22 protein-coding genes are annotated in these 20,640 nt (G+C 35.3%); 2 read left to right on the forward strand and 20 right to left on the reverse strand.

All coding sequences use genetic code 11. The annotated features are described in order from the left end of the window. Positions 1–277: 277 nt before the first annotated feature. The 6 genes from BM350_RS06540 to BM350_RS06565 form a co-directional block, all read right to left on the reverse strand. Entirely contained in the window at positions 278–529 is a 252-nt protein-coding gene (locus tag BM350_RS06540) for a stage VI sporulation protein F (protein WP_139207657.1), read from the reverse strand. 114 nt (positions 530–643) lie between these two features. Further along, entirely contained in the window at positions 644–1,666 is a 1,023-nt protein-coding gene (locus BM350_RS06545) for an NAD(P)H-dependent glycerol-3-phosphate dehydrogenase (RefSeq protein WP_090915579.1), read from the reverse strand. A gap of 18 nt (positions 1,667–1,684) precedes the next feature. Beyond that, on the reverse strand, positions 1,685–2,995 hold the full coding sequence (gene engA, locus BM350_RS06550; protein WP_090915577.1) for a ribosome biogenesis GTPase Der: 1,311 nt from the start codon (positions 2,993–2,995) through the stop codon (positions 1,685–1,687). A 120-nt stretch (positions 2,996–3,115) separates the two neighbouring features. Further along, entirely contained in the window at positions 3,116–3,304 is a 189-nt protein-coding gene (locus tag BM350_RS06555; protein WP_090915573.1) for a capping complex subunit for YIEGIA, read from the reverse strand. Beyond that, a complete protein-coding gene (locus tag BM350_RS06560; protein WP_090915571.1) occupies positions 3,301–4,194 on the reverse strand; it encodes a YIEGIA family protein in 894 nt (297 codons plus the stop codon). The genes BM350_RS06555 and BM350_RS06560 overlap by 4 nt, the downstream gene beginning before the upstream one ends. Positions 4,195–4,197: 3 nt before the next feature. Then, positions 4,198–4,797 carry a YphA family membrane protein gene (locus BM350_RS06565; protein ID WP_090915569.1) on the reverse strand — a complete coding sequence of 200 codons (600 nt, stop codon included), beginning with the start codon at positions 4,795–4,797 and terminating at the stop codon, positions 4,198–4,200. Positions 4,798–4,913: 116 nt separating this feature from the next. On the opposite strand from BM350_RS06565, the gene BM350_RS06570 reads away from it, so the two are divergent. Continuing rightward, on the forward strand, positions 4,914–5,048 hold the full coding sequence (locus BM350_RS06570) for a YpzI family protein (RefSeq protein ID WP_090915567.1): 135 nt from the start codon (positions 4,914–4,916) through the stop codon (positions 5,046–5,048). A 248-nt stretch (positions 5,049–5,296) separates the two neighbouring features. Here BM350_RS06570 and BM350_RS06575 read toward each other — a convergent pair whose 3' ends face one another. From BM350_RS06575 to BM350_RS26820, 8 genes are all read right to left on the reverse strand, one after another. After that, positions 5,297–7,861 carry a winged helix-turn-helix domain-containing protein gene (locus BM350_RS06575; protein WP_090915565.1) on the reverse strand — a complete coding sequence of 855 codons (2,565 nt, stop codon included), beginning with the start codon at positions 7,859–7,861 and terminating at the stop codon, positions 5,297–5,299. Between the two features lie 64 nt (positions 7,862–7,925). Next, a complete protein-coding gene (locus BM350_RS06580) occupies positions 7,926–8,912 on the reverse strand; it encodes an ABC transporter permease (RefSeq protein WP_090915563.1) in 987 nt (328 codons plus the stop codon). Beyond that, positions 8,909–9,655, reverse strand: coding sequence for an ABC transporter permease (locus tag BM350_RS06585; protein WP_348272197.1), 747 nt, complete (start codon positions 9,653–9,655; stop codon positions 8,909–8,911). Before BM350_RS06585 ends, BM350_RS06580 begins: the two co-directional genes overlap by 4 nt. Positions 9,656–9,663: 8 nt before the next feature. After that, positions 9,664–10,602 (reverse strand): ABC transporter ATP-binding protein, encoded by a 939-nt coding sequence (locus tag BM350_RS06590; RefSeq protein WP_090915561.1) that lies wholly within the window; start codon positions 10,600–10,602, stop codon positions 9,664–9,666. 406 nt (positions 10,603–11,008) lie between these two features. Continuing rightward, positions 11,009–12,058 (reverse strand): type 2 isopentenyl-diphosphate Delta-isomerase, encoded by a 1,050-nt coding sequence (gene fni, locus BM350_RS06595; protein ID WP_090915559.1) that lies wholly within the window; start codon positions 12,056–12,058, stop codon positions 11,009–11,011. Positions 12,059–12,070: 12 nt separating this feature from the next. After that, positions 12,071–13,219 carry a 30S ribosomal protein S1 gene (rpsA, locus tag BM350_RS06600; RefSeq protein ID WP_090915557.1) on the reverse strand — a complete coding sequence of 383 codons (1,149 nt, stop codon included), beginning with the start codon at positions 13,217–13,219 and terminating at the stop codon, positions 12,071–12,073. Positions 13,220–13,419: 200 nt separating this feature from the next. Next, a complete protein-coding gene (cmk, locus tag BM350_RS06605; RefSeq protein WP_090915555.1) occupies positions 13,420–14,097 on the reverse strand; it encodes a (d)CMP kinase in 678 nt (225 codons plus the stop codon). Between the two features lie 211 nt (positions 14,098–14,308). Further along, positions 14,309–14,482 carry a DUF5359 family protein gene (locus BM350_RS26820; protein WP_090915553.1) on the reverse strand — a complete coding sequence of 58 codons (174 nt, stop codon included), beginning with the start codon at positions 14,480–14,482 and terminating at the stop codon, positions 14,309–14,311. Between the two features lie 237 nt (positions 14,483–14,719). Between BM350_RS26820 and BM350_RS06615 the strand changes: the two genes are divergently transcribed. Further along, a complete protein-coding gene (locus BM350_RS06615) occupies positions 14,720–15,691 on the forward strand; it encodes an asparaginase (RefSeq protein ID WP_090915551.1) in 972 nt (323 codons plus the stop codon). Between the two features lie 83 nt (positions 15,692–15,774). On the opposite strand, the gene BM350_RS06620 is transcribed toward BM350_RS06615, so the two are convergent. The 6 genes from BM350_RS06620 to BM350_RS06645 all read right to left on the reverse strand — a co-directional run bounded on the left by BM350_RS06620 (position 15,775) and on the right by BM350_RS06645 (position 20,582). Next, on the reverse strand, positions 15,775–16,764 hold the full coding sequence (locus BM350_RS06620) for a YpdA family putative bacillithiol disulfide reductase (RefSeq protein WP_090915549.1): 990 nt from the start codon (positions 16,762–16,764) through the stop codon (positions 15,775–15,777). 116 nt (positions 16,765–16,880) lie between these two features. Beyond that, a complete protein-coding gene (locus BM350_RS06625) occupies positions 16,881–17,411 on the reverse strand; it encodes a peptidoglycan recognition protein family protein (protein WP_090915547.1) in 531 nt (176 codons plus the stop codon). Between the two features lie 79 nt (positions 17,412–17,490). Beyond that, the gene (locus tag BM350_RS06630; RefSeq protein ID WP_090915546.1) at positions 17,491–17,724 is read right to left on the reverse strand and encodes a DUF3961 domain-containing protein; all 234 of its coding nucleotides are present in this window, start codon (positions 17,722–17,724) and stop codon (positions 17,491–17,493) included. Between the two features lie 150 nt (positions 17,725–17,874). After that, positions 17,875–18,090: a hypothetical protein gene (locus BM350_RS06635; protein ID WP_090915544.1), complete on the reverse strand. Its 216-nt coding sequence runs from the start codon at positions 18,088–18,090 to the stop codon at positions 17,875–17,877. 354 nt (positions 18,091–18,444) lie between these two features. Continuing rightward, positions 18,445–19,728 (reverse strand): NAD-specific glutamate dehydrogenase, encoded by a 1,284-nt coding sequence (gene gudB / locus BM350_RS06640; protein WP_090915542.1) that lies wholly within the window; start codon positions 19,726–19,728, stop codon positions 18,445–18,447. Between the two features lie 248 nt (positions 19,729–19,976). Beyond that, positions 19,977–20,582: a genetic competence negative regulator gene (locus BM350_RS06645; protein WP_090915540.1), complete on the reverse strand. Its 606-nt coding sequence runs from the start codon at positions 20,580–20,582 to the stop codon at positions 19,977–19,979. Positions 20,583–20,640 lie beyond the last annotated feature (58 nt).

The raw sequence follows: 20,640 nt of genomic DNA on the forward strand, positions 1-20,640 counted from the left end.
AGCTGGATCATAAAGAAAAGCGGAAGCGGCTCGCTCAGAACAAGAGGAGACAGAGCTAGACAAAGAGATTGAAAAATTAAAATGGATATATATTTAACAATAAGATGATACTTCATCTTAAAATACTGAGCGGTATACATTCACTTATATGAAAACGAATAAAAAACGAAGCGAACGGGACTTCTTCGCTTCGTTTGACCAAATATTCCCACAAACAGCTCATATTCATTCCTTCATAGTATCGTATGCAATATATATTACAGTGGTTTCTCGTACTTTATTTTTTAAACATTTTACTCAATGAACTAAAATCAGTTGGCATGTTATTATTAATAATCGCATTTATAATTTGATCTTCTTTTTCTTTTGATACATCTCTTCCTGCCATTGTTGCAACTTGATGAATTAACTGACGTAATACTTTCTCATCTCGTAAATTTGCATTTTGGACCGAAGAGGCTAATTTAAAAATATCATCTCTATTTACTTTCGCTTCCTTTTCAATATTGTTGAATAAATTGTTATCCACCTTGTTCACCCTCTCATGTAAGCTACACTTCATCGTATGCAGAAAATAAAGAATGGTGAAAAAACCCAAAAGAAAAAGCTGTACAAATGTTTTTTTACATTTGTACAGCTTTTTTTACAGCAAGTCCGGAATCGCTTCTACTTCGTGTTTACGTACACGTCCCATCAACGTTCCGACAGCATCTTTTACGTTTTTCTCATTAAATAATACATCATATAAAACAGTTGTAATTGGCATTTCTACATCCATTTTCTTAGCCATTTCATACGCTGCTTTCGTTGTCCGTACGCCTTCAACAACCATTCCCATACTATCTAATACTTCTTCTAATGAGCAACCTTTACCAAGCATGTTACCAGCACGCCAATTTCGGCTATGAACGCTCGTACACGTTACAATTAAGTCACCCATACCTGTCAGGCCAGCAAACGTTAATGGGTTCCCACCCATTTCACTTCCTAAACGAGCAATTTCTGTTAATCCTCGCGTCATAAGTGCTGCCTTTGCATTATCACCTAAGCCAAGTCCATCAGTAATACCCGCCGCAAGGGCAATAATATTTTTTAACGCCCCGCCAAGTTCAACTCCAATAATATCTGGGTTTGTATATACACGGAAATAGCTATTCATAAATAAGTCCTGAACCTCTTCAGCTGCTTCCATACGCTTTGCAGCTGATGTAACTGTTGTAGCTTGACGCAATCCAACTTCTTCTGCATGACTCGGTCCTGATAAGACAACCACATCTCGAATGAGATGTGCCGGAATTTCTTCTTCAATCACTTCTGAAATACGCTTTGAAGTTCCTGGTTCAATCCCTTTACTCGCATGAATCCATGTAATTGGCTGCGAAACAATTTTTTTCATATTTTGCAATACTTCTCGATATGCCTTTGTAGGTACAACGAGAAGTACTGTATCTACTCCTACTAATGCCTCTTCTAAGGAAGAGTAAGCAACGATACTGGCTGGCAGTGTAACCCCCGGAAGATAACGACTATTTTCATGTTTTTCGTTCATTTCATCCATAAGTTCTGCCCGGTTTCCCCAAAGACGTACATCATGGCCGTTGTCAGCTAATACCATTGCTAACGCCGTTCCCCAGCTACCCGCTCCTACTACTGTGATTTTTTTCATAAAATCACATCCTCTCCATTAGTCTCGTGCTCTTGCAATAATTTTAATCGGCGTTCCTACGAAACCAAACGCATCGCGCAGACGATTTTTCAAGAAGCGCTCATATGAGAAGTGCAGTAACTCTGGATCATTTACGAACACAACAAATGTCGGTGGCTTCACTGCGACTTGTGTTGCATAGAAAATTTTCAAACGTTGTCCATTATGCGTTGGTGTTGGATTCATTGCAACAGCATCCATAATCACATCGTTTAATACATTTGTTTGTACACGAATACTATGACTTGCATTTACCTCATTAATAACAGGAAGCAGTGTGTGTGTACGTTTTCTCGTTTTTGCAGATAAAAATACGATTGGCGCGTATTCTAAAAATTGGAAATGAGCACGAATATTCTCTTCGAATTCCTTCATCGTTTTCTCATCTTTTTCAACCGCGTCCCATTTATTCACAACAATAATAACAGCACGACCTGAATCATGGGCATATCCAGCAATTTTTTTATCTTGTTCAATGATTCCTTCTTCACCATCTAAAACCACTAAAACAACATCAGAGCGTTCAATTGCTCGAAGTGCACGAAGTACACTATATTTTTCTGTGCTTTCATATACTTTTCCTTTTTTGCGCATTCCTGCTGTATCAATGATAACGTAATCTTGTCCATCTTTACTGTACGGCGTATCAACCGCATCACGTGTAGTACCTGCTACATTACTAACGATTACACGTTCTTGCCCAAGCAACGCATTTACCATTGATGATTTTCCAACGTTCGGGCGACCAATTAAACAGAATTTAATCGTTTCATCATCGTATGGTTCTTCTTCAATTTGTGGAAAATGTTTTGCTACTTCATCTAATAAGTCCCCTAAACCTAAGCCATGTGTTCCAGATATAGGAAACGGCTCCCCAAATCCTAACGCATAAAAATCATAAATTTCGCTGCGCATCTCTGGATTATCTACTTTATTCACAGCTAATACAACTGGCTTTTTAGAACGATATAAAATCTTTGCAACTTCTTCATCCGCAGCTGTTACACCGTCGCGACCATTTGTCATAAAGATGATAACATCAGCCTCATCAATCGCAACTTCTGCTTGTTGACGAATTTGTGTCAAAAATGGCTCGTCTCCAATATCAATTCCACCCGTATCAATAATGTTAAACTCATGATTTAACCATTCTCCTGCACTATAAATACGATCCCTTGTTACACCAGGGATATCTTCAACAATCGACACTCTTTCTCCAACAATTCTATTGAAAATCGTAGATTTCCCCACATTTGGGCGCCCTACTATTGCCACTACCGGTTTTGGCATATACTTTCATCCTTTCTATTTGCTTCTGTTATTATGTAAAAAACCCTTCTTTGTGCAAGAAGGGATTTGCATTCCAGAATATTTCTCTTCATATCAAAACATCTCATATTATAACACATTTCAAGAATGTTTCACAATAATATATAAATTCTCTTGCAAGCGGTGTGCAATTCCATCTAAAATCGCCTCTAAATTGCTAGCAACAAACTCCATTTCCTCTACTGTCTCACATACAAATAACGGCGCCCCGCCAGCAAACTTTTCCGGAATTGTTGTAATAACAGCAAGAATACATTTTTCTAATATCATCCTTTATCTCCCCTTCCTTTTGGGGCCTCAGAAGACATATGAATCGCACTTTCTAATGTTGGAACATTTCCAATGACCTGAATAGCTTTATTTACATCTTGATCTTGCGGCAAAACAAATATGCCTATTCTTCCATCATTTAAGTCACGTTTCGCAAGAGGTACAAGTGCTGGTGTTCCAGAATCTCGATATACACCAAGCGCAACAGATATATCATGCAAAATCGCTTGTCTTTGACCAAGGTTTGCCAATGTAACCCTTGCATCAATTGATTTTGGTTTTAAAATAAATCCCATACCATATTTCATAATTTCTTTTTGCCTTGCCGGTAAACCAATATTCATAATATAAATATTATCAACATAAAGACCTGCTCCTTCAAAATGCAATGGAGCATGCTCAACTTCAACAAGATCGCGCAGCCGTTTACCAGACATCAACTTTTTCGCGAAAAAGAAACTTATGATTCCAGCTAAAATACCGGCATACCATGATTTAAATCCTAAATAAGCAAAAGTAGCTACGAAAGATGTTAACATAGCTAAATAATTACGGCTCTCAAATACAATTGCAATTCCCTCAATATATGTGTTCCCTCTAGGGACAAGTTCATACCCGTCTAATTGCTGCAGTGTATTCCGCTCCATATTACGTACATCACGAAACTGTGATGCTGCTAATGTCAAAAATGTAATAGCAGAGAAATCCTTTTTCAAAATAGCTGGAATGGCAACCGCCCCAAGAGCAGCCGCAATAATTCCCATGGCAATATGAATAATCTTGCCATGTAAACGAGTTGGATACTGCCTTGTATCAGTTTGAAGCATTAAAATTCGTGTGACAGTTCCAACAGTTACTCCAAGCAACATAGCTGATGTATACGAGTTCATAAATTAACCTTGCCCCTCCTTCACTTGCTTTTGCTTAAATTGCCCTGTATATGTAATTATTTTTCCAATTCCGTACAAAAGACTAAAGAACATTGTAGACACAGCAATCATATTAAAAAATTGTAAACTCCCTAATTGATACGGAAAATTGAATGTCTTTAAAATAAAAGCTACAAACAACTCACCTTGCAACGCCCCTACATATAAGCCCCATATACGTAATAGACGGTCCCTATGTAATAAAACAGATGTATAAACGAGAATACTACTTAACATCAATGTACGATCTACTACAATCCAAATCGGATCATATAATTCAATTAAGGAAAAACTTGCATATAACATCGCGATTATAAGTGCACATAGTAAAGTGTAGATCTTTTTCCATACTGAATATGCCGCAATCCCAATAAAAGAGATTCCACCTAACAAAAGGGCATTTACCGATATTGTAATAGAAGCAACTGAAATCACTGTTTGCGAACAAATAATCAATAATAAAATGACCGCACTAAGTCTGAGTCTAACTGTATCTTTTCTCCAAAAAAACGTCGTAACAATCCAGCCCATCCACGCTAAAAAATAAAAATAACCACCTTCCAAGTTAACACCTCCTATTATTTCCATTATGGGGATATTTCATGAAAAATAATCGTCTTCTATCGCTGCATATTTTTAAAAATAACAGCAACACTTTGTACTAAGGAGGTGGGAACACCATGGGTAAAGATCGTCAAGAAAAGAAATTGAAACAATCGCGACGCGTAGAATCTGATCGCAGCCAATCATTACAATATCCAGGTGCAACAGGACTCGATACACCGGAGCAAGCAAGAAGACAAAATCAACATTAAAACAAAGAAACAGCCAACATATCGTTGGCTGTTTCTTTGTATATATAAATCCATTTTGATTTTCCAACATGTAAATCGCTGTTATGCAGAACAAAAAGTGACCTACACTCGCTTTATCCCTTTGTTTTAAACCTTGCATGTGGCAGGAAAAGGCCTAGGCCGCTTCTATGCATGGCTAGATGCTCTCGTCCGCCTAAAAAGAAGGAGTTTGTGTTCGTTTTTTAATTTATATTCATACATATAAATACTTACTGTATAATCCCTTCTTCTGTGGCTTTCTTTATTGCTTCAACACGATTAGATACATGAAGCTTCGAATATATGTTAATAATGTGTGTCTTAACTGTCGAAAGAGATATGCACAATTGTTCACCAATCTTTTTATTTGATGCCCCAGTCGCAAGAACCTTCAATACTTCTAATTCTCTATTACTTAAAAGAACATTCTCTTTATCATAATTTCCTAACTGTAATAACACATATAAAAATCCCCTCTCTCCCTCATTTAAATCTTGTAATCGTTCTTCTTTCAATAACATCAATAATACTTGCGTCTGTTTATCTAGCCTTTTATAAGGTAATAAAATATGATTTTCATAACTATAATGTATTGCTTCTCTTAATAAATTTAAAAGCTCTCGTTTATATTTTGGCAACTCATTTCCTAAAATAGTCACTTTTAATAACAGTGCTTCTATTAATAATATCTTCATTTTATATTTCCTTGTAAATTCCGCAATGTCATCAAGTAATTGTAATGATTCTTGTATATGCCCTTTCCGCAATAAAATCTGAGCATATAACAATTTATCTTCAGTTCGTAATTTCTTTTTTTCGTTTTTTTGTTGATATATGGGAACAAATTGATCTAATTGCTGTACATACTCTTCATCAACATGTATTGCATACTTTAACAAAGAAGATAGAAATGCTTCATTTTGATATGTATCAAATGTTTGTAATTTCTGAATCGTTTCTTTCGCTTGCTGTTTATCACCTTTCAGAAATTGAAGTTCCATTAAATTATATAAATAAGGTTTTCCTAATGCAGCTTCGTCATCTTGTACATGTTGTAATGATTTTTCAGCCTCATCCAATTGTAAACGTTTTAAATAAATACCCGTAATTCCAATATGACAAGTTACTTTGAGAGCTGATAAAAATGGATGTTGTTCAACCACCTCAAAAAGCTGATTATATAACCGCTCACACTCTTTTAAATCTCCTAAATCCTCTTTAATCTGGCATAAAGAACTTAAAATGCCCATTTTGACATATGGATTTTTCATTCTCTTCTCAAGCATAGACGCTTTATCAAGCACATATAGTGCATCCTTGATTCGCTCCTGAAACCACAGAAAAAATGATAATTCTACATAAATAATTGCCTTGGTTACATCACTTATATCCATGTCTTCAATTTCATCTATAAACAAAACATCTAATTGTAAATTTTCTTCCTCAATTAAAGCCTTGCAAAATGCGAATACCTTCCAAGGATGATGACCACTTTCCCCTTCGTACACGGTATTTAATATTTCTGTGCACTGCTCAAACTCCATATTACAATAATGGTAAAAAATGAGTTGAAATGCCATCTCTTTATTTTGCACAATACACGTTAACGGAATATGTCGCAAATAGCTCCAGCCTTGCGGGTTTTGCCCGTGTATTTCAATTTTTCTCAAAGCAGCCTCATAACATTGCATCTCTAATAATTGTTTTATACACTCCTCAAAATCACCGCATTGTTCGTATACTTCTGCCGCTCGTAAACGTAGCTTCTTTTGCGTCTCGATTTCTAGCCGCTCAAAAGAATGTTGTAAAAACTGTTGAAAAATAGCGTGATAACGATATATTCCACGATCTTCATCAAGATTAATTATAAATAAATGTTTTTGAAATAGACGTGTAATCATCTCTTTTGTACCTTGTTTTTCCAATAACTTATTACAAATTTCCTCATTAAAATAACTTAAGATAGATGTTTTTACGAGGAAATCTTTTTCTTCTTCTTCCAGGGCATCTAAAATCTCTTTCGATAAATAGGTAATCATATATTTATTCAGCACTTTCATATGCTGCATACAATCATTTTTATGATAAGAACGTGCAAGCGCAATTAACTGAAGACCACCAATCCATCCTTCTGCCACCATGTTCATATCATGAATTACCCCATAATTTAGATCCATCTTCAATGTATCTTTAATAAATCGAAAACCTTCATCTGCTGATAACTTTAATTCTTCTTCTCCAATTTCTAATAATCTTCCTGAAATGAGAAAATCACCTACATAAAAAGCAGGTTCTTCTCTCGTTAATAAAACAATGCGAACATTTTCTGAGGAATGCTTCAAGAAATATTCCATCGTCTTATTAACATCAACATCCGTTATATAGTGAAAATCATCAATAATAATCGTAATATCATCTTTTGTACTTAGTAGATTAATCAAAGATACAATAATACGTTTTATATCATCTTTATGCATAATCATCTGAAATAAAGAAATAATGTCTTCTATTTCTTCAATATATACACGCATACTTTCTAACATATAGTACCAAAAAGAAAATACATTATTATTCTCTTTATCTAGAGTAATCCAGGTAATTGCAAATTCTGGGTTTTCTTTGACAAAAGAAGAGCATATAGTCGTTTTTCCACTACCGGCCGATCCTTTCACAACTACAAGCTTATAATCGCACAATGTTTCTAATTTTTTAAATAATTTTTCTCTACGTACATAATTTTTCCTTGGCGTTGGAGTCATTAATTTTGTAGAAATGATTTGAAATTCTCTCTTCATTTCATCACCTTATTATTTTCTTTATGCATTTTATTTCCATTTTATATGGTTAACATAGCAAATATCAATATCGACCTTCCTGTACTCTTTTTTTACAAATAATTATACTGAGCATAAAGAATAACAAGATAATAAAACTTATATACGTAATTGCGCCTCCATACCGTGCTATATTATAACCATTTTCAACACCATCAATAATCGAAAGATACTGCTTTTGCGGCAAAATTTGCACAAACCAATCAACTATCCCGTCATTTTGCTTTAAAGCAAAGAAGGACCCTGACAGAATAGAAGTAAAAACAATAATGGAAGAAGACAACATCATTGTATTGTCAGTAGTTTCTATAATTGTACTCATAAATAACGAAAAAGATGTTGCGATCATAACAAGGATAGCCAATAAATAACTATATTCTAAATAACTGAACCCTATATTTACCTGAAACACTATCTTCTCGACGATTAAAATAAGCAATGTTGGAATATATACAATAAAGAATGTAAAAAGGAAATGTGCAAATAAATAATGATGAATACGTATAGGAGAAGATACAATACGAGTAAAGGTACGATTTTCCTTATCTTCTGTAAAAAAACTCATAAACATGATACTCTCTAGTAATACAAACATACAGAGATAACCCAAAATATTCGTACCTACCTTTCTAACTTCATTTTGATGAAACGAACCAATACTTTTTTGTTGAAATGCCCTCTCGATTTTTTCCTTGAAATCATGTTCTTTAATTGTCTTTACCTCTATTTGTCCGTTTTCTTTCGGAATAACTGCTGCATCGTATTTTTTTATTACAAATTCAGACATACTTGGAATTTTATTTATGTTTTTAATATGAAACCCTTCTACATGTATATCATTCTTACCCTCTTGTGTTACATAAGCGATATTCCCTTTCATTTCAAATTTGGAAGTAAAGTAGATGGCAAGTGATATAGAAATAAACGTAAGGAGAATCGTTAACAGTATATAATTCTTTTTACTAATAGCTCGCCGGATATTATGACGAAAAACAATTAAAATCTCGTTCATATATAATTCTCCACCTTAAATAGAAATTTACAACCAACTAACCCAAAACAAGTTAACAAAACTAACACACTGCCTGTTGTAAGGAAAAGGCTAAAATCTTGATCATATATGATCTTCATCACACAGTCTACAACCCACTTTACTGGTGAAATATATGATATTGTCCGAACAGTTTCCCCTAATCCATCAAGAGAAAAGAATACTCCTCCTAAAATTGCTAAAGCATTATTTAACAAACTTAATATTTTATTCGTTACCTCTTCACTTTTAAACATACAGCAAAACAACACACCAATAACCGCTGATAAAAAATTAAACAACAACATAATGATAATGATATAGCCAACATTCCTTCCTCCGAATGTTACATGCAGGCCTATATGAGCTACATACATGACAAATAAATAACAAACAGATGTAAAAGTAAATGTAGCTAATATTTTCGACAAATACAGATAAGAAACACGAATTGGGCTATACATAACTCGTAAATTACTATTTTTCAACCTTTTCTCCATAAAACTATTAGAAGCTGTCATAGATACATTCAAAATGCCATATATCAAAATTGTAACGCCATAATAATCATAGGAGGTAATCTCACTTTCTCCGTATCTACCATTGCTCAAATAACCAAAAATTAATATAAATAAAATTGGAGAAATTGTATTTGTTAGTAAAAGTACTGGATTCATAATAATATTAACTACATCACGTTTATATAACACAAAGAAATCCATCATTTTCACCTTCAATCTCTTAATTTTCTTCCTGTTAACTGTAAAAATACTGTTTCTAAACTCGCACTTTCGCTCATAATATTTTTTACTTTCATTCCTTCATTTACAAGGAGTGTAATGATTTTATCTAAATTTTCCACACCTTTTAATACGACAACTTCTATTACTCCGTCTTTTATTATTACTTCTTTCATCCCTTCAATTTTAAAAAAGCTTTCTTCTACACCTGCTGTTATATGTTCACACTCTATAAAATAACGTTTTTCATCCGCAATATGCTTCTTAAGTTCTTCTTTCGTTCCTTCTGTAATAATCTCACCATGATCCATGATGATAATCCTTGTTGATATTTCTTCCACCTCCTCCATATAATGAGTTGTATAAATAATCGTAGATCCTTGTTCTTGTAATTGTTGAATCGACTGTAAAATATGATTTCGAGATTGCGGATCAATCCCAACTGTCGGTTCATCCATAATAATAACTTTTGGTTTATGTGCAATCGCACATGCTATATTCAGCCTTCTTTTCATTCCGCCTGAAAAAGTTTTCGGTTTTTCACTTTTCTTATCAAGCAGTCCAACAAATTGCAACGCTTCTTTTACAGATTGCTGTAATTGCGCTCCTTTCAAACCGTAAAGAGCAGCAAAAAACGCTACATTTTTTTCCGCTGATACATCTTCATAAATTGCTAAATCCTGCGGCACAATACCGAGGTTACGCTTTACATATCGTGCATGTTTTTTTACATCTTTTCCTTCAAATAAAATTTCTCCCCCGTCGTACTGTAAAATGGTTGACAAAATATGAATAGTCGTACTTTTCCCAGCACCATTTGGACCAAGAAAACATAAAATTTCCCCTTCTCTCACGTCAAACGAAATGCCTTTTAACGCTTTATAATGGCCGTAACATTTTTCTAATGCTCTCACTTCAATTAGCTGTTTCATATCATCCTCTCCTTTCTCCTTCATTGTATAGATTTTATAAATAAAAAAAATCAACCGAATGGTTGATTTTTATCTCGCTATTCATTTGCAGTAAGACCCCACTAATGGAAGTTTTACTATATCCTATCCTAAACAAATAATAAAGGATTGTAACCAGTGTGAAATAAAGTGAAACTTTAATCAGTGGGGGTTTTCTTCATCCCCCATTAATTATTAGCCCTCACCAATCGGGCGCATGCCAGCAGTTTATCTCCCACCGAACATTCTAGCCACTGGAGCTGGACAATGCTTTCGCTGAATTTTGAGGTGGGAGTATTACTGCCCAAAAATAGCGGGATAAAAAATGCAGCGTTTAGGATTCCCTTTACATTAACTCCACCAAAAGGGTTCCTAAAATGCATTTTATTTAGCGCCTACTATATATTGTTGTATCAATCCCGCGCTCATTAAGCCAATGGTATGTATCACCTTTAATAACAAGTGGTACTTGCCTAAGCTCGGCGATTGTTCGTACTCCAAGCGCCGTCATGATAAACTGTAAATCTGTATGTAGTAATCCAATTTCTTCTATTAGTTTCTCTATACCTTCTTGCATCAAAATTCGTAAAAAATGCCCGGCAAATGCAGCCACTGACGCTCCTAAGGCCAATGCTTTCGCTACATCATGTGCTGTTTGAATACCACCTGATGCAATAATAGAGAGAGGGTTTTGTGTAGAGGATACTTCAATTAAAGAGGAAGTAGTCGAAATGCCCCACTCATTGAAATAGGAAAGTACTCGCTGTCTTCTTTCATTTTCAACCACCGCAAAGTTTGTACCGCCATATCCACCAATATCTATAGTCGAAACCCCAACACTAGCTAAATCCTCCGCTGCCTCTTTACTCATACCAAAACCAACTTCTTTTACTATAACAGGAACAGAAGAATGCTTGACAATTTGTTCAATTCTCTTTAATGCACCAGTAAAATCTCGATCACCTTCTGGCATTGTCAATTCTTGAATGACATTCAAATGAATTTGTAATGCATTCGCTTCAATCATATCAACAGCTCGCTTCGCTTGTTCTACTGTTGCCTCACTTCCTAAGTTTGCAATAACAATTCCATTCGGATTCACTTTTCTCACAATTTTATAAGATGCAGCTTCATTAGAGTCTTTTAACGCCGCCATTTGTGAACCGACAGCCATCGCAAGCTGATACTGCTGTGCAGCTTGTGCTAGTTGTGCATTAATATGTAGTGTGTGCTCTCCGCCACCACCAGTCATCGCATTGATAAAAATCGGCGAACTTAAAGCAAGTTCGCCGATTTCTGTTTGAAATGATATACTTTCATAACTTATATTCGGTAAGCTTTGATGAACAAAAGCAACGTCACAAAAGCCATGTGTACGAGACTGTCCAGTAGAAAGAGCATACTCAATGTGTTCTAATTTACGTTTTGCTCTTACCACACACATCCCTCATTATTTCTTTAAATTTTTTAGCTGTTCTCCAATAATATCACCTAATTGGAATGTTGCAGAATCAGAAGTTGGTTCATATTTACTATAATCTTCTGTTTCATTATTTTCTTCAAGTGTCTCTTTTATACTTAAAGAAATACGTTTTTCTTCTGAATGAACTTCTAATACTTTTACTTTCACATCTTGCCCGATATTTAATACTTCATTCGGATTTTTCACATGACGGTTTGCAATTTGTGAAACGTGAACAAGTCCTTCTACACCTGGAAAAATCTCAACGAACGCTCCAAAAGTAACAAGGCGTTTTACTTTTCCATCTAATATATCGCCTACTTTTACTTGATTTGATACATTCGACCATGGACCTGGCTGCACCGCTTTCATAGATAAAGAAATACGCTGCGTATCAGCATCAACAGATAACACTTTTACTTTTACAGTTTGTCCCTCTGTTAATACATCAGATGGTTGTTCTACACGATCATGAGAAATTTGAGAAATATGAACTAAGCCATCCACACCGCCAACATTTACAAATGCTCCGAAGTCAGTTAAACGTTGAACCGTTCCCTCTACAACATCGCCTGCTTGTAAAGAAGAAACCGCTTCTTTTTTCTTCTTGTCTAGCTCTTGCTCTACAACTGCCTTATGAGAAAGAATAACGCGATTTTTTTCACGGTCTAATTCTACAATTTTTACTGCCAATGTTTTTCCTTTATAATTAGTAAAATCTTCTACATAATGCATCTCTACAAGCGAAGCCGGAATAAAGCCACGAACACCAAGGTCAACAACTAGACCTCCGTTAACGATATCTTTAATTGTTACATCAAATACTTCACCTGATGTAAACTGCCCTTGCAATACTTCCCATGCTTTTTCTGCATCTACTGCACGCTTAGACAACACTAAATCATCATCTTCCAATTTAATTACTTTCAATTCAAGAGTTTGTTCTACTTCTACAACATCGCTTGCTTTTTCAATATGAACATTTGCCAATTCACTAATTGGAATGACACCGTCAGTTTTGTACCCAACATTTACAAATACTTGCTTTTCTTCAACTTTTGTTACTGTACCTGTAACAATATCACCTACTTGTAATACCTTTGTGTTTACAACTTCTTCATTCATTTTTTCTACCATGGAAATACCTCCCTACTGAAATGGCAAAGCATCTTTATGTATATACGAAATGGAAACAATAGCTTCCATTTGCATGTATGTAAAATATTTAGAAAATACCCTCTTTTACTAACTTCTAACAAATTGATGAATTTGTCAAGGAAATTGTCTCCTTATTAACAAACAGAAACAAAAATAAAGGAAGAGGTTACCCCCTTCCTTTATTTTACGAATGTTGCAGATACAATATCCATAATCTTTTGAACTACCTCTTCAATAGATAAAGACGTTGTATCTAATTCAATTGCATCCTCAGCTTTCTTTAATGGAGACACTTCACGTTCCGAATCTAATTTATCACGGCGCGCAATTTCTTCTTTTAGTTGTTCTAAGTTAGAAGGAAATCCTTTTTGTATGTTTTCTAAATGTCTTCTTTCCGCTCGTTCTTCAACGGAAGCTAGCATAAAAATTTTCACTTCCGCATTCGGCAATACATGCGTCCCAATATCACGACCATCCATAACAACGCCGCCTTTTTCCGCTAAAGCTTCCTGACGACGTACCATTTCTTCACGTACAAGGCGGTGTCTTGCCACAATTGATACGCGATTTGTTACTTCTGGTGTACGAATCACTTCCGATACATCTTTTCCGTTTAAAAAGACAAGCTGCGCATTTTCTCCATGCTGAAATGAAATGTCTATATCCCTAATTATTTTCATTAACTTTTCTTCATTTTCAATATCAATACCTTGCTCTAATGCCGCATATGTTACAGTACGATACATTGCACCCGTATCAATATAAACATAAGATAATTTTTTAGCAATAATTTTAGCAACCGTACTTTTCCCTGCAGCTGCCGGGCCATCAATTGCAATTGAAATTCGTTTCTCCATTGTAACACCCCATTTTTCACTTATAAGAACAGAAGGAAAAGCAGGTATTCCCTGCTTCCCTCATCATTGTTTCATTTTACATTAACAGGAAGTAAAAATCCGATTGATTCCATTAACGATTGAATTTTTACACTAATAACCGTTTCACTTTACCCCGTTTCAAGTCCTCAACTATTGTAGCACACTCTTTCTTAGAAGCAAACGAAAAAAACTATTGATTTACCTCTAAAATATTTGTTATAACCCCTTTTGTGACTCCTTCATAATAGACAACTTTTGATACATATTTCGCTATGTTCTCTTCTGTTAAAAGCAATTGAACAATAAACAAACAAAGGCATTGTCCAATAAGTAACCAAATTAAAATTTTCTCTATTGTTTTCAAAACCTACATCTCCTTTTACTCATCATTTCGCTCTAGCAGGCGCTAAAACGTCCGCCTTTAAATTACAAAATGGATAACTGTTAACAGGCAGAATGAAGCTCTCTCTTCTGATGGAATTTTCACTTTATTTTCATTGTGATATTCGCTTATAAGTTTTATACTTTTTTCATTGTCGAATTCAATCAAATCATGTTATGTTTTTAATGTATTTTCATTGATTGGAGAGGGGTAAAGGCATTGAAAAAAATTCTTGTTTTACACACAGGTGGAACAATTGCGATGGAGGAAGATAAAGAAACTGGAGTTGTTCAACCAGGCGCACAAAATCCACTTTTAAAATTCATTCCAAATTTAGAAGAAGATATCGATTTAATTGTTGAAGATGTCTTTCATCTTCCATCTCCTCACATGACACCAAATGAAATGTTGCAATTGCAAGTCATGATTAACGAGAAGGTTAAGAACGATAACATGCAAGGTGTTGTCATTACACATGGAACAGACACACTGGAAGAAACAGCTTATTTTCTTGACTTAACTGTACAAGCTGATGTTCCAATTGTCGTTACAGGAGCAATGCGTTCAAGTAATGAGTTAGGGGCGGATGGTTTATATAACTTTTTGTCAGCAGTAAAAGTTGCGAGTAGTGAAGAGGCAAAAGGAAAAGGCGTTCTTGTCGTATTAAACGATGAAATTCACTGTGCAACGAATGTGACAAAAACACATACAAGTAACGTAGCAACATTCCAAAGTCCACAATACGGACCAATTGGAATGGTAACAAAGCGCGGTGTTGTCTTCCATCACGCATTAGTACATCATGAAAAATATGCTGTCACACAAATTACAAAAAATGTTGTCATATTAAAAGCGTATGCTGGTATGGATGAAACATTATTGGCGGCAATTGAACAATTGCCAATTGATGGAATCATTATCGAAGCACTCGGACAAGGAAACTTACCACCGCGTACACTTCCTGCTCTGCAACGTTTGATAGATAAAGATATTCCAGTTGTTCTTGTTTCTCGTTGTTTTAACGGAATTGTCCAAGATGTATATTCTTACGAGGGCGGCGGCAAACAATTGAAAAATATGGGCATTATCTTCACATATGGTTTAAATGCTCAAAAGGCTCGTATTAAGCTACTTGTTGCACTAGAAGGAACAAAAGAACAAACAGAAATTCAGGCTATGTTTAGACATTAAAATTTGATTGTAACAAAAACACCTCCATCTAATTCTTAAACTTACGAATTAGACGGAGGTGTTTTTCATTTGTCACTATTCCATTATTCATTTTTCTGTTCTCGAGCTGCAATAATTTTCGCAATTGCATCTCCATGGAATCGACCATTTTCTATAAAAATTTCATTTGCGTTATTACCAGCAGCAATTACACCTGCAATAAAAATCCCTTCCACATTCGTTTCCATCGTCTCTTCTTTATACAGCGGTCTTCCTGTTTCAGAGTCAATTTCTACACCCATTTTTGTTAAAAAACTATGATCTGGATGATAACCTGTCATGGCAAAGACAAAATCATTTGAAACCGTATATTCTTCGTTTCCCACTGTATATGTGACTGTATGTTCTGTAATTTCTTTTACATGTGCACCAAATTCCATTTTTATCGTTCCTTGCCGAACTAACGCTTCAAATTCTGGTAAAATCCACGGCTTAATACTTGGAGAATATACTTGACCACGATATAAAACTGTCACACGTGCTCCGCATTTTACAAGCTCTAACGCCGCGTCTACACTTGAATTCTTTCCACCTATGACGATAACGTCCCGATTAAAATAGGGATGCCCTTCTTTAAAATAATGCGCTACTTTTTCTAACTCTTCTCCAGGAACATTCATATAATTAGGATTGTCATAATATCCAGTTGCGATAATAACATATTTTGCATTGTACTTCTTTTGTTCTCCATCATCTTTTATTGTTTGAACAAGGAAGATATCTTCTTCTTTCCTTACTTCTTCTACTCGTTCAAACGCGTTCACACGTACATGTTTCCGTTTCACTACTTCCCGATAATATGCTAATGCTTGATTCCGAACAGGCTTACGGTTTTCTGTAATAAAGGCCACTCCACCAATTTCTAGTTTTTCACTAGATGAAAAAAACGTTTGGTGTGTTGGATAATTATAGATTGCATTAACAATATTCCCTTTTTCAATCACAAGTGGATTAATTCCAACATTTTGCATCGCAATCGCTGCCGCTAATCCGCACGGCCCGCCTCCGATGATAATTGCTGTTTCCTTTTCCATGTAAGGCTCAACTCCTAGTCTTCTACTCTCTATCCAAATAAACAATTAAAAACAAGAAAAAACCTACTTTCAGCAGTAGGCACCTATCTTTATTGTATTCATTTTTCATATATTTGTCATCTATACGATACGTACATGCGATAGACGTCCGCTAAAAACTGTTTAAAAGGTATACCTTGATTATTTAATACGCGTTCTGGATCAATTTTACGAGCAGGATCAAGCTTTTTATGTGAAACAATATCCGACCTTGGATTCAACCCAAAATTATGACACAAATAGGCATGATACCAAGTAAAACGTGTATATGCATCCCAAAAATTCACATTCCCACCGTAGCAAAGTTCAACGCCAATCGCTGCGCTATTAGCATTGTAACCATACATATCATTATCTGTTGGAACGTTGTACCGAACATGGTAGGCTACCTCATTGATTGGAATAATCTCGAGTATGGTTGTATCATCAATAAATGTATGAGCTGAGGCTTTCGGTTGCACTTCATTGAAATAGTCTCGATTTCCAATTGCATTACTACCTGGATTCCCTGTGTCATGACTGACAATAAAACGAACTTTTGAAAGTGGAAGGCCAGACCTTGAGCTTCCATGTTTAATGTAATTTCGCTGTATAGGAAACTTCGCCATTAACATCATCTCCGCTCTTATAGAATAATCTCTCTAATCTTATATGTATTCAGATGATGTGTCCCTATCGCAAACATTATTATAAAAACAGAAAATCCATCATATTCGAAACAAACACCATAAACAATAGTACACTTACCGCCACCGTATAAAAGCCATAAAACCAAATCTCATCTTGTTTCGTTTCTAAACCAAAAAAACGACTCACTGTACGCAGGAAGGAAGAACCTTTCACGTTCTTCTTACATAAAACTCCAACTCGCTCCATTACATGTGCTGGCATCATAAAACGTTGTTCTGCGGTCGTTTTCATTAAAATCTCTCCTTTATAATTAGCGAATGCTTTCCATCAATGAATGCCGACTAAACTCCTCACCATGGAAATTTCACTTTATTTCTGTTTTTCTATCTAAGGAGAGTATAGCACAAACGTTCTACCGGAACAACTGTTCTTTTTTGCTTTTTATAAATTCATGTAACTCATAAGCAATACAACTAATGCATATACACCTGTAATGAGTGGACCAATAATACATATTCCAAACAACAGAGAAGCAAATGCTTCTCCTAGCAACCGAATAGGTGGTATTTTTCTCGGTTGTTTTTCCTCTAATTTCTTTTCTAAATTCATAATTCGTTGTTCTAATTCAACCACTCGTTTCATTAAATCTATTTGCATGTTTCTCCGCCTTTCCTTCAGCACTTTTCTATATAAATCTGTTTTAATGTTTCGACATATAAGTCGCTGCTATGCAGAATACATCATGACCTGCACTTGCTTGCTCCCTTTGTTTGAAAATCTCGCATGTGGCAAGAAAAGGCACTGACCGCTCCTATGCACGGCCAGACGCTCTCGTCCTCCCATAAAAAAGAAAAGGTTTTATGTCAGTTTTTTAACTTACATACATATATTCCTTCAACTTACCATCAGTAGAAATACGAATGGAAACTCCACTTAATCTTTCAATCTAATTACGACAAAAAACCGCAACTTCCTTTAAGGAAATTGCGGTTTTCATAATCAATAATCGGTTTATACCCAGCCTCTGAAGCGACTTGCTTCTGCCATTTTACGAACCCCAACCATATAAGCTGCTAAACGCATATCCACTTTACGAATTTGCGATGTTTCGTAAATAGAATCAAACGAGCTTACCATTACTTTTTCTAAACGAGCTTCTACTTCTTCTTCTGTCCAATAGTAACCTTGGTTGTTTTGTACCCACTCAAAGTAAGAAACTGTTACGCCGCCAGCACTTGCTAATACGTCTGGAACAAGTAAAATGCCACGTTCTGTTAAAATTTTCGTTGCTTCTAATGTTGTAGGACCGTTTGCTGCCTCTACAACAATTTTCGCTTTAATATTTGCTGCATTTTCTTCTGTAATTTGATTTTCAATGGCAGCTGGCACTAAAATATCACAATCTAGTTCTAATAATTCTTTATTTGAAATCGTATTATTGAACAATTTTGTTACTGTTCCGAAGCTATCACGACGGTCTAATAAATAATCAATGTCTAAACCATTTGGATCATGAAGTGCACCGTAAGCATCCGAAATCGCAATTACCTTCGCTCCTGCATCGTGCATAAACTTAGCTAAGAAGCTACCTGCATTTCCGAATCCTTGTACAACAACACGCGCACCTTTAATATCAATATTACGCTTTTTCGCTGCTTCACGAATACAAATTGTTACACCTTTTGCAGTCGCTGTTTCACGACCATGAGATCCACCTAATACAAGAGGCTTCCCTGTAATAAATCCAGGTGAGTTAAATTCGTCAATGCGGCTATATTCATCCATCATCCATGCCATAATTTGTGAATTTGTAAATACGTCTGGAGCTGGAATATCTTTTGTCGGCCCTACGATTTGGCTAATTGCTCTTACATAGCCACGACTTAATCTTTCTAACTCACGGAAAGACATTTCACGTGGGTCACAAACGATACCACCTTTACCTCCACCGTATGGTAAGTCAACAATACCACATTTTAAGCTCATCCAAATCGAAAGTGCTTTCACTTCATTTTCCGTTACATTTGGATGGAAGCGAATACCACCCTTTGTTGGGCCAACAGCATCATTATGCTGAGCACGATATCCTGTAAATATTTTAACAGTTCCATCATCCATACGAACTGGAATCTTTACTGTCATCATACGAATCGGTTCTTTAAGTAATTCATATACTTCGTTTGGATAACCCAATTTTTCTAAGGCTTCTTTAATAACAATTTGCGTCGAATTCAACAGTTCAAAATGTTGTTCTCTTTGTTGTGTTTGTGTTTGAGCTCCCTTTTCGGCTACCATAGTAAGTAAACCCCCTGTAATTTCACTTGTTTAGTAAACCTTCATTGCCTAGTATACACTCTTAAAATAGGAATGCAAGAGAAAACGCTAACAAATATATGCAAACCTTTTTTATTTTTGCAAACGTTTTCAACATTATTATAGTCTTTTTGTTGTTTTTAGAAAAGCAAAATGATTAAAAAGTTAACGTTTTTTATATAATATAATGTTTAAATGCTTTATATAAAGAAAAACCTCAACTATATCACTTAGCTGAGGTTTTCTTTTGCGATAAAGTAATTGTAGATTTGTTTAATTGCGTCATTTGCCATCAGTTCTTTTCCATATTCCATCATTCGATAAATTGTAATTGTGGAAGAGTTACCAAATTCCGCCAAAATAGCAATCATATCTTCTTTCAATAACGTAGTCGTTTCCTCTTCTAACCATAAATAAAAACGATCTTGCCATCCATAAAGCTTTCCACCTGTTATTCCTAGGCCATATAAACGACCAGCTAATGCAATTATATCGTCTAATGAAGTAAATTCGTATAATATATGCTCACTCTCGTCAAGAGTAACTTGCATTTCAATAAATTCATCTTGAAATTCTTCTTCCGTATCTAACTCTTGATTTTCTTTTGTAACAATAACAACCATACCTTGTGCTTGCAATGAAAACACTTCTACTGCAATTGGGCCATCAGCTTCAAAGCCGAGCTCTTTATTTGCTTCTTGCATCATATCTCGAAATAGTTGTTGTACTTTAGGAGCATTTTTCCATAAATCTTCCTTCGTAAGTCCACGTTCTGACAAATCATCGAACGTTAGAAAGATTTTTATTTTATTATAATTTAAACGTTCCAGCCTCATCCCGTAACCTCCTTACGCAACCGTTGTATCTAATTTTTATTATATGAAACAGAAAATA

This window comes from Bacillus sp. 103mf (genome assembly GCF_900116295.1).
Classification (GTDB): domain Bacteria; phylum Bacillota; class Bacilli; order Bacillales; family Bacillaceae_G; genus Bacillus_A; species Bacillus_A bruguierae.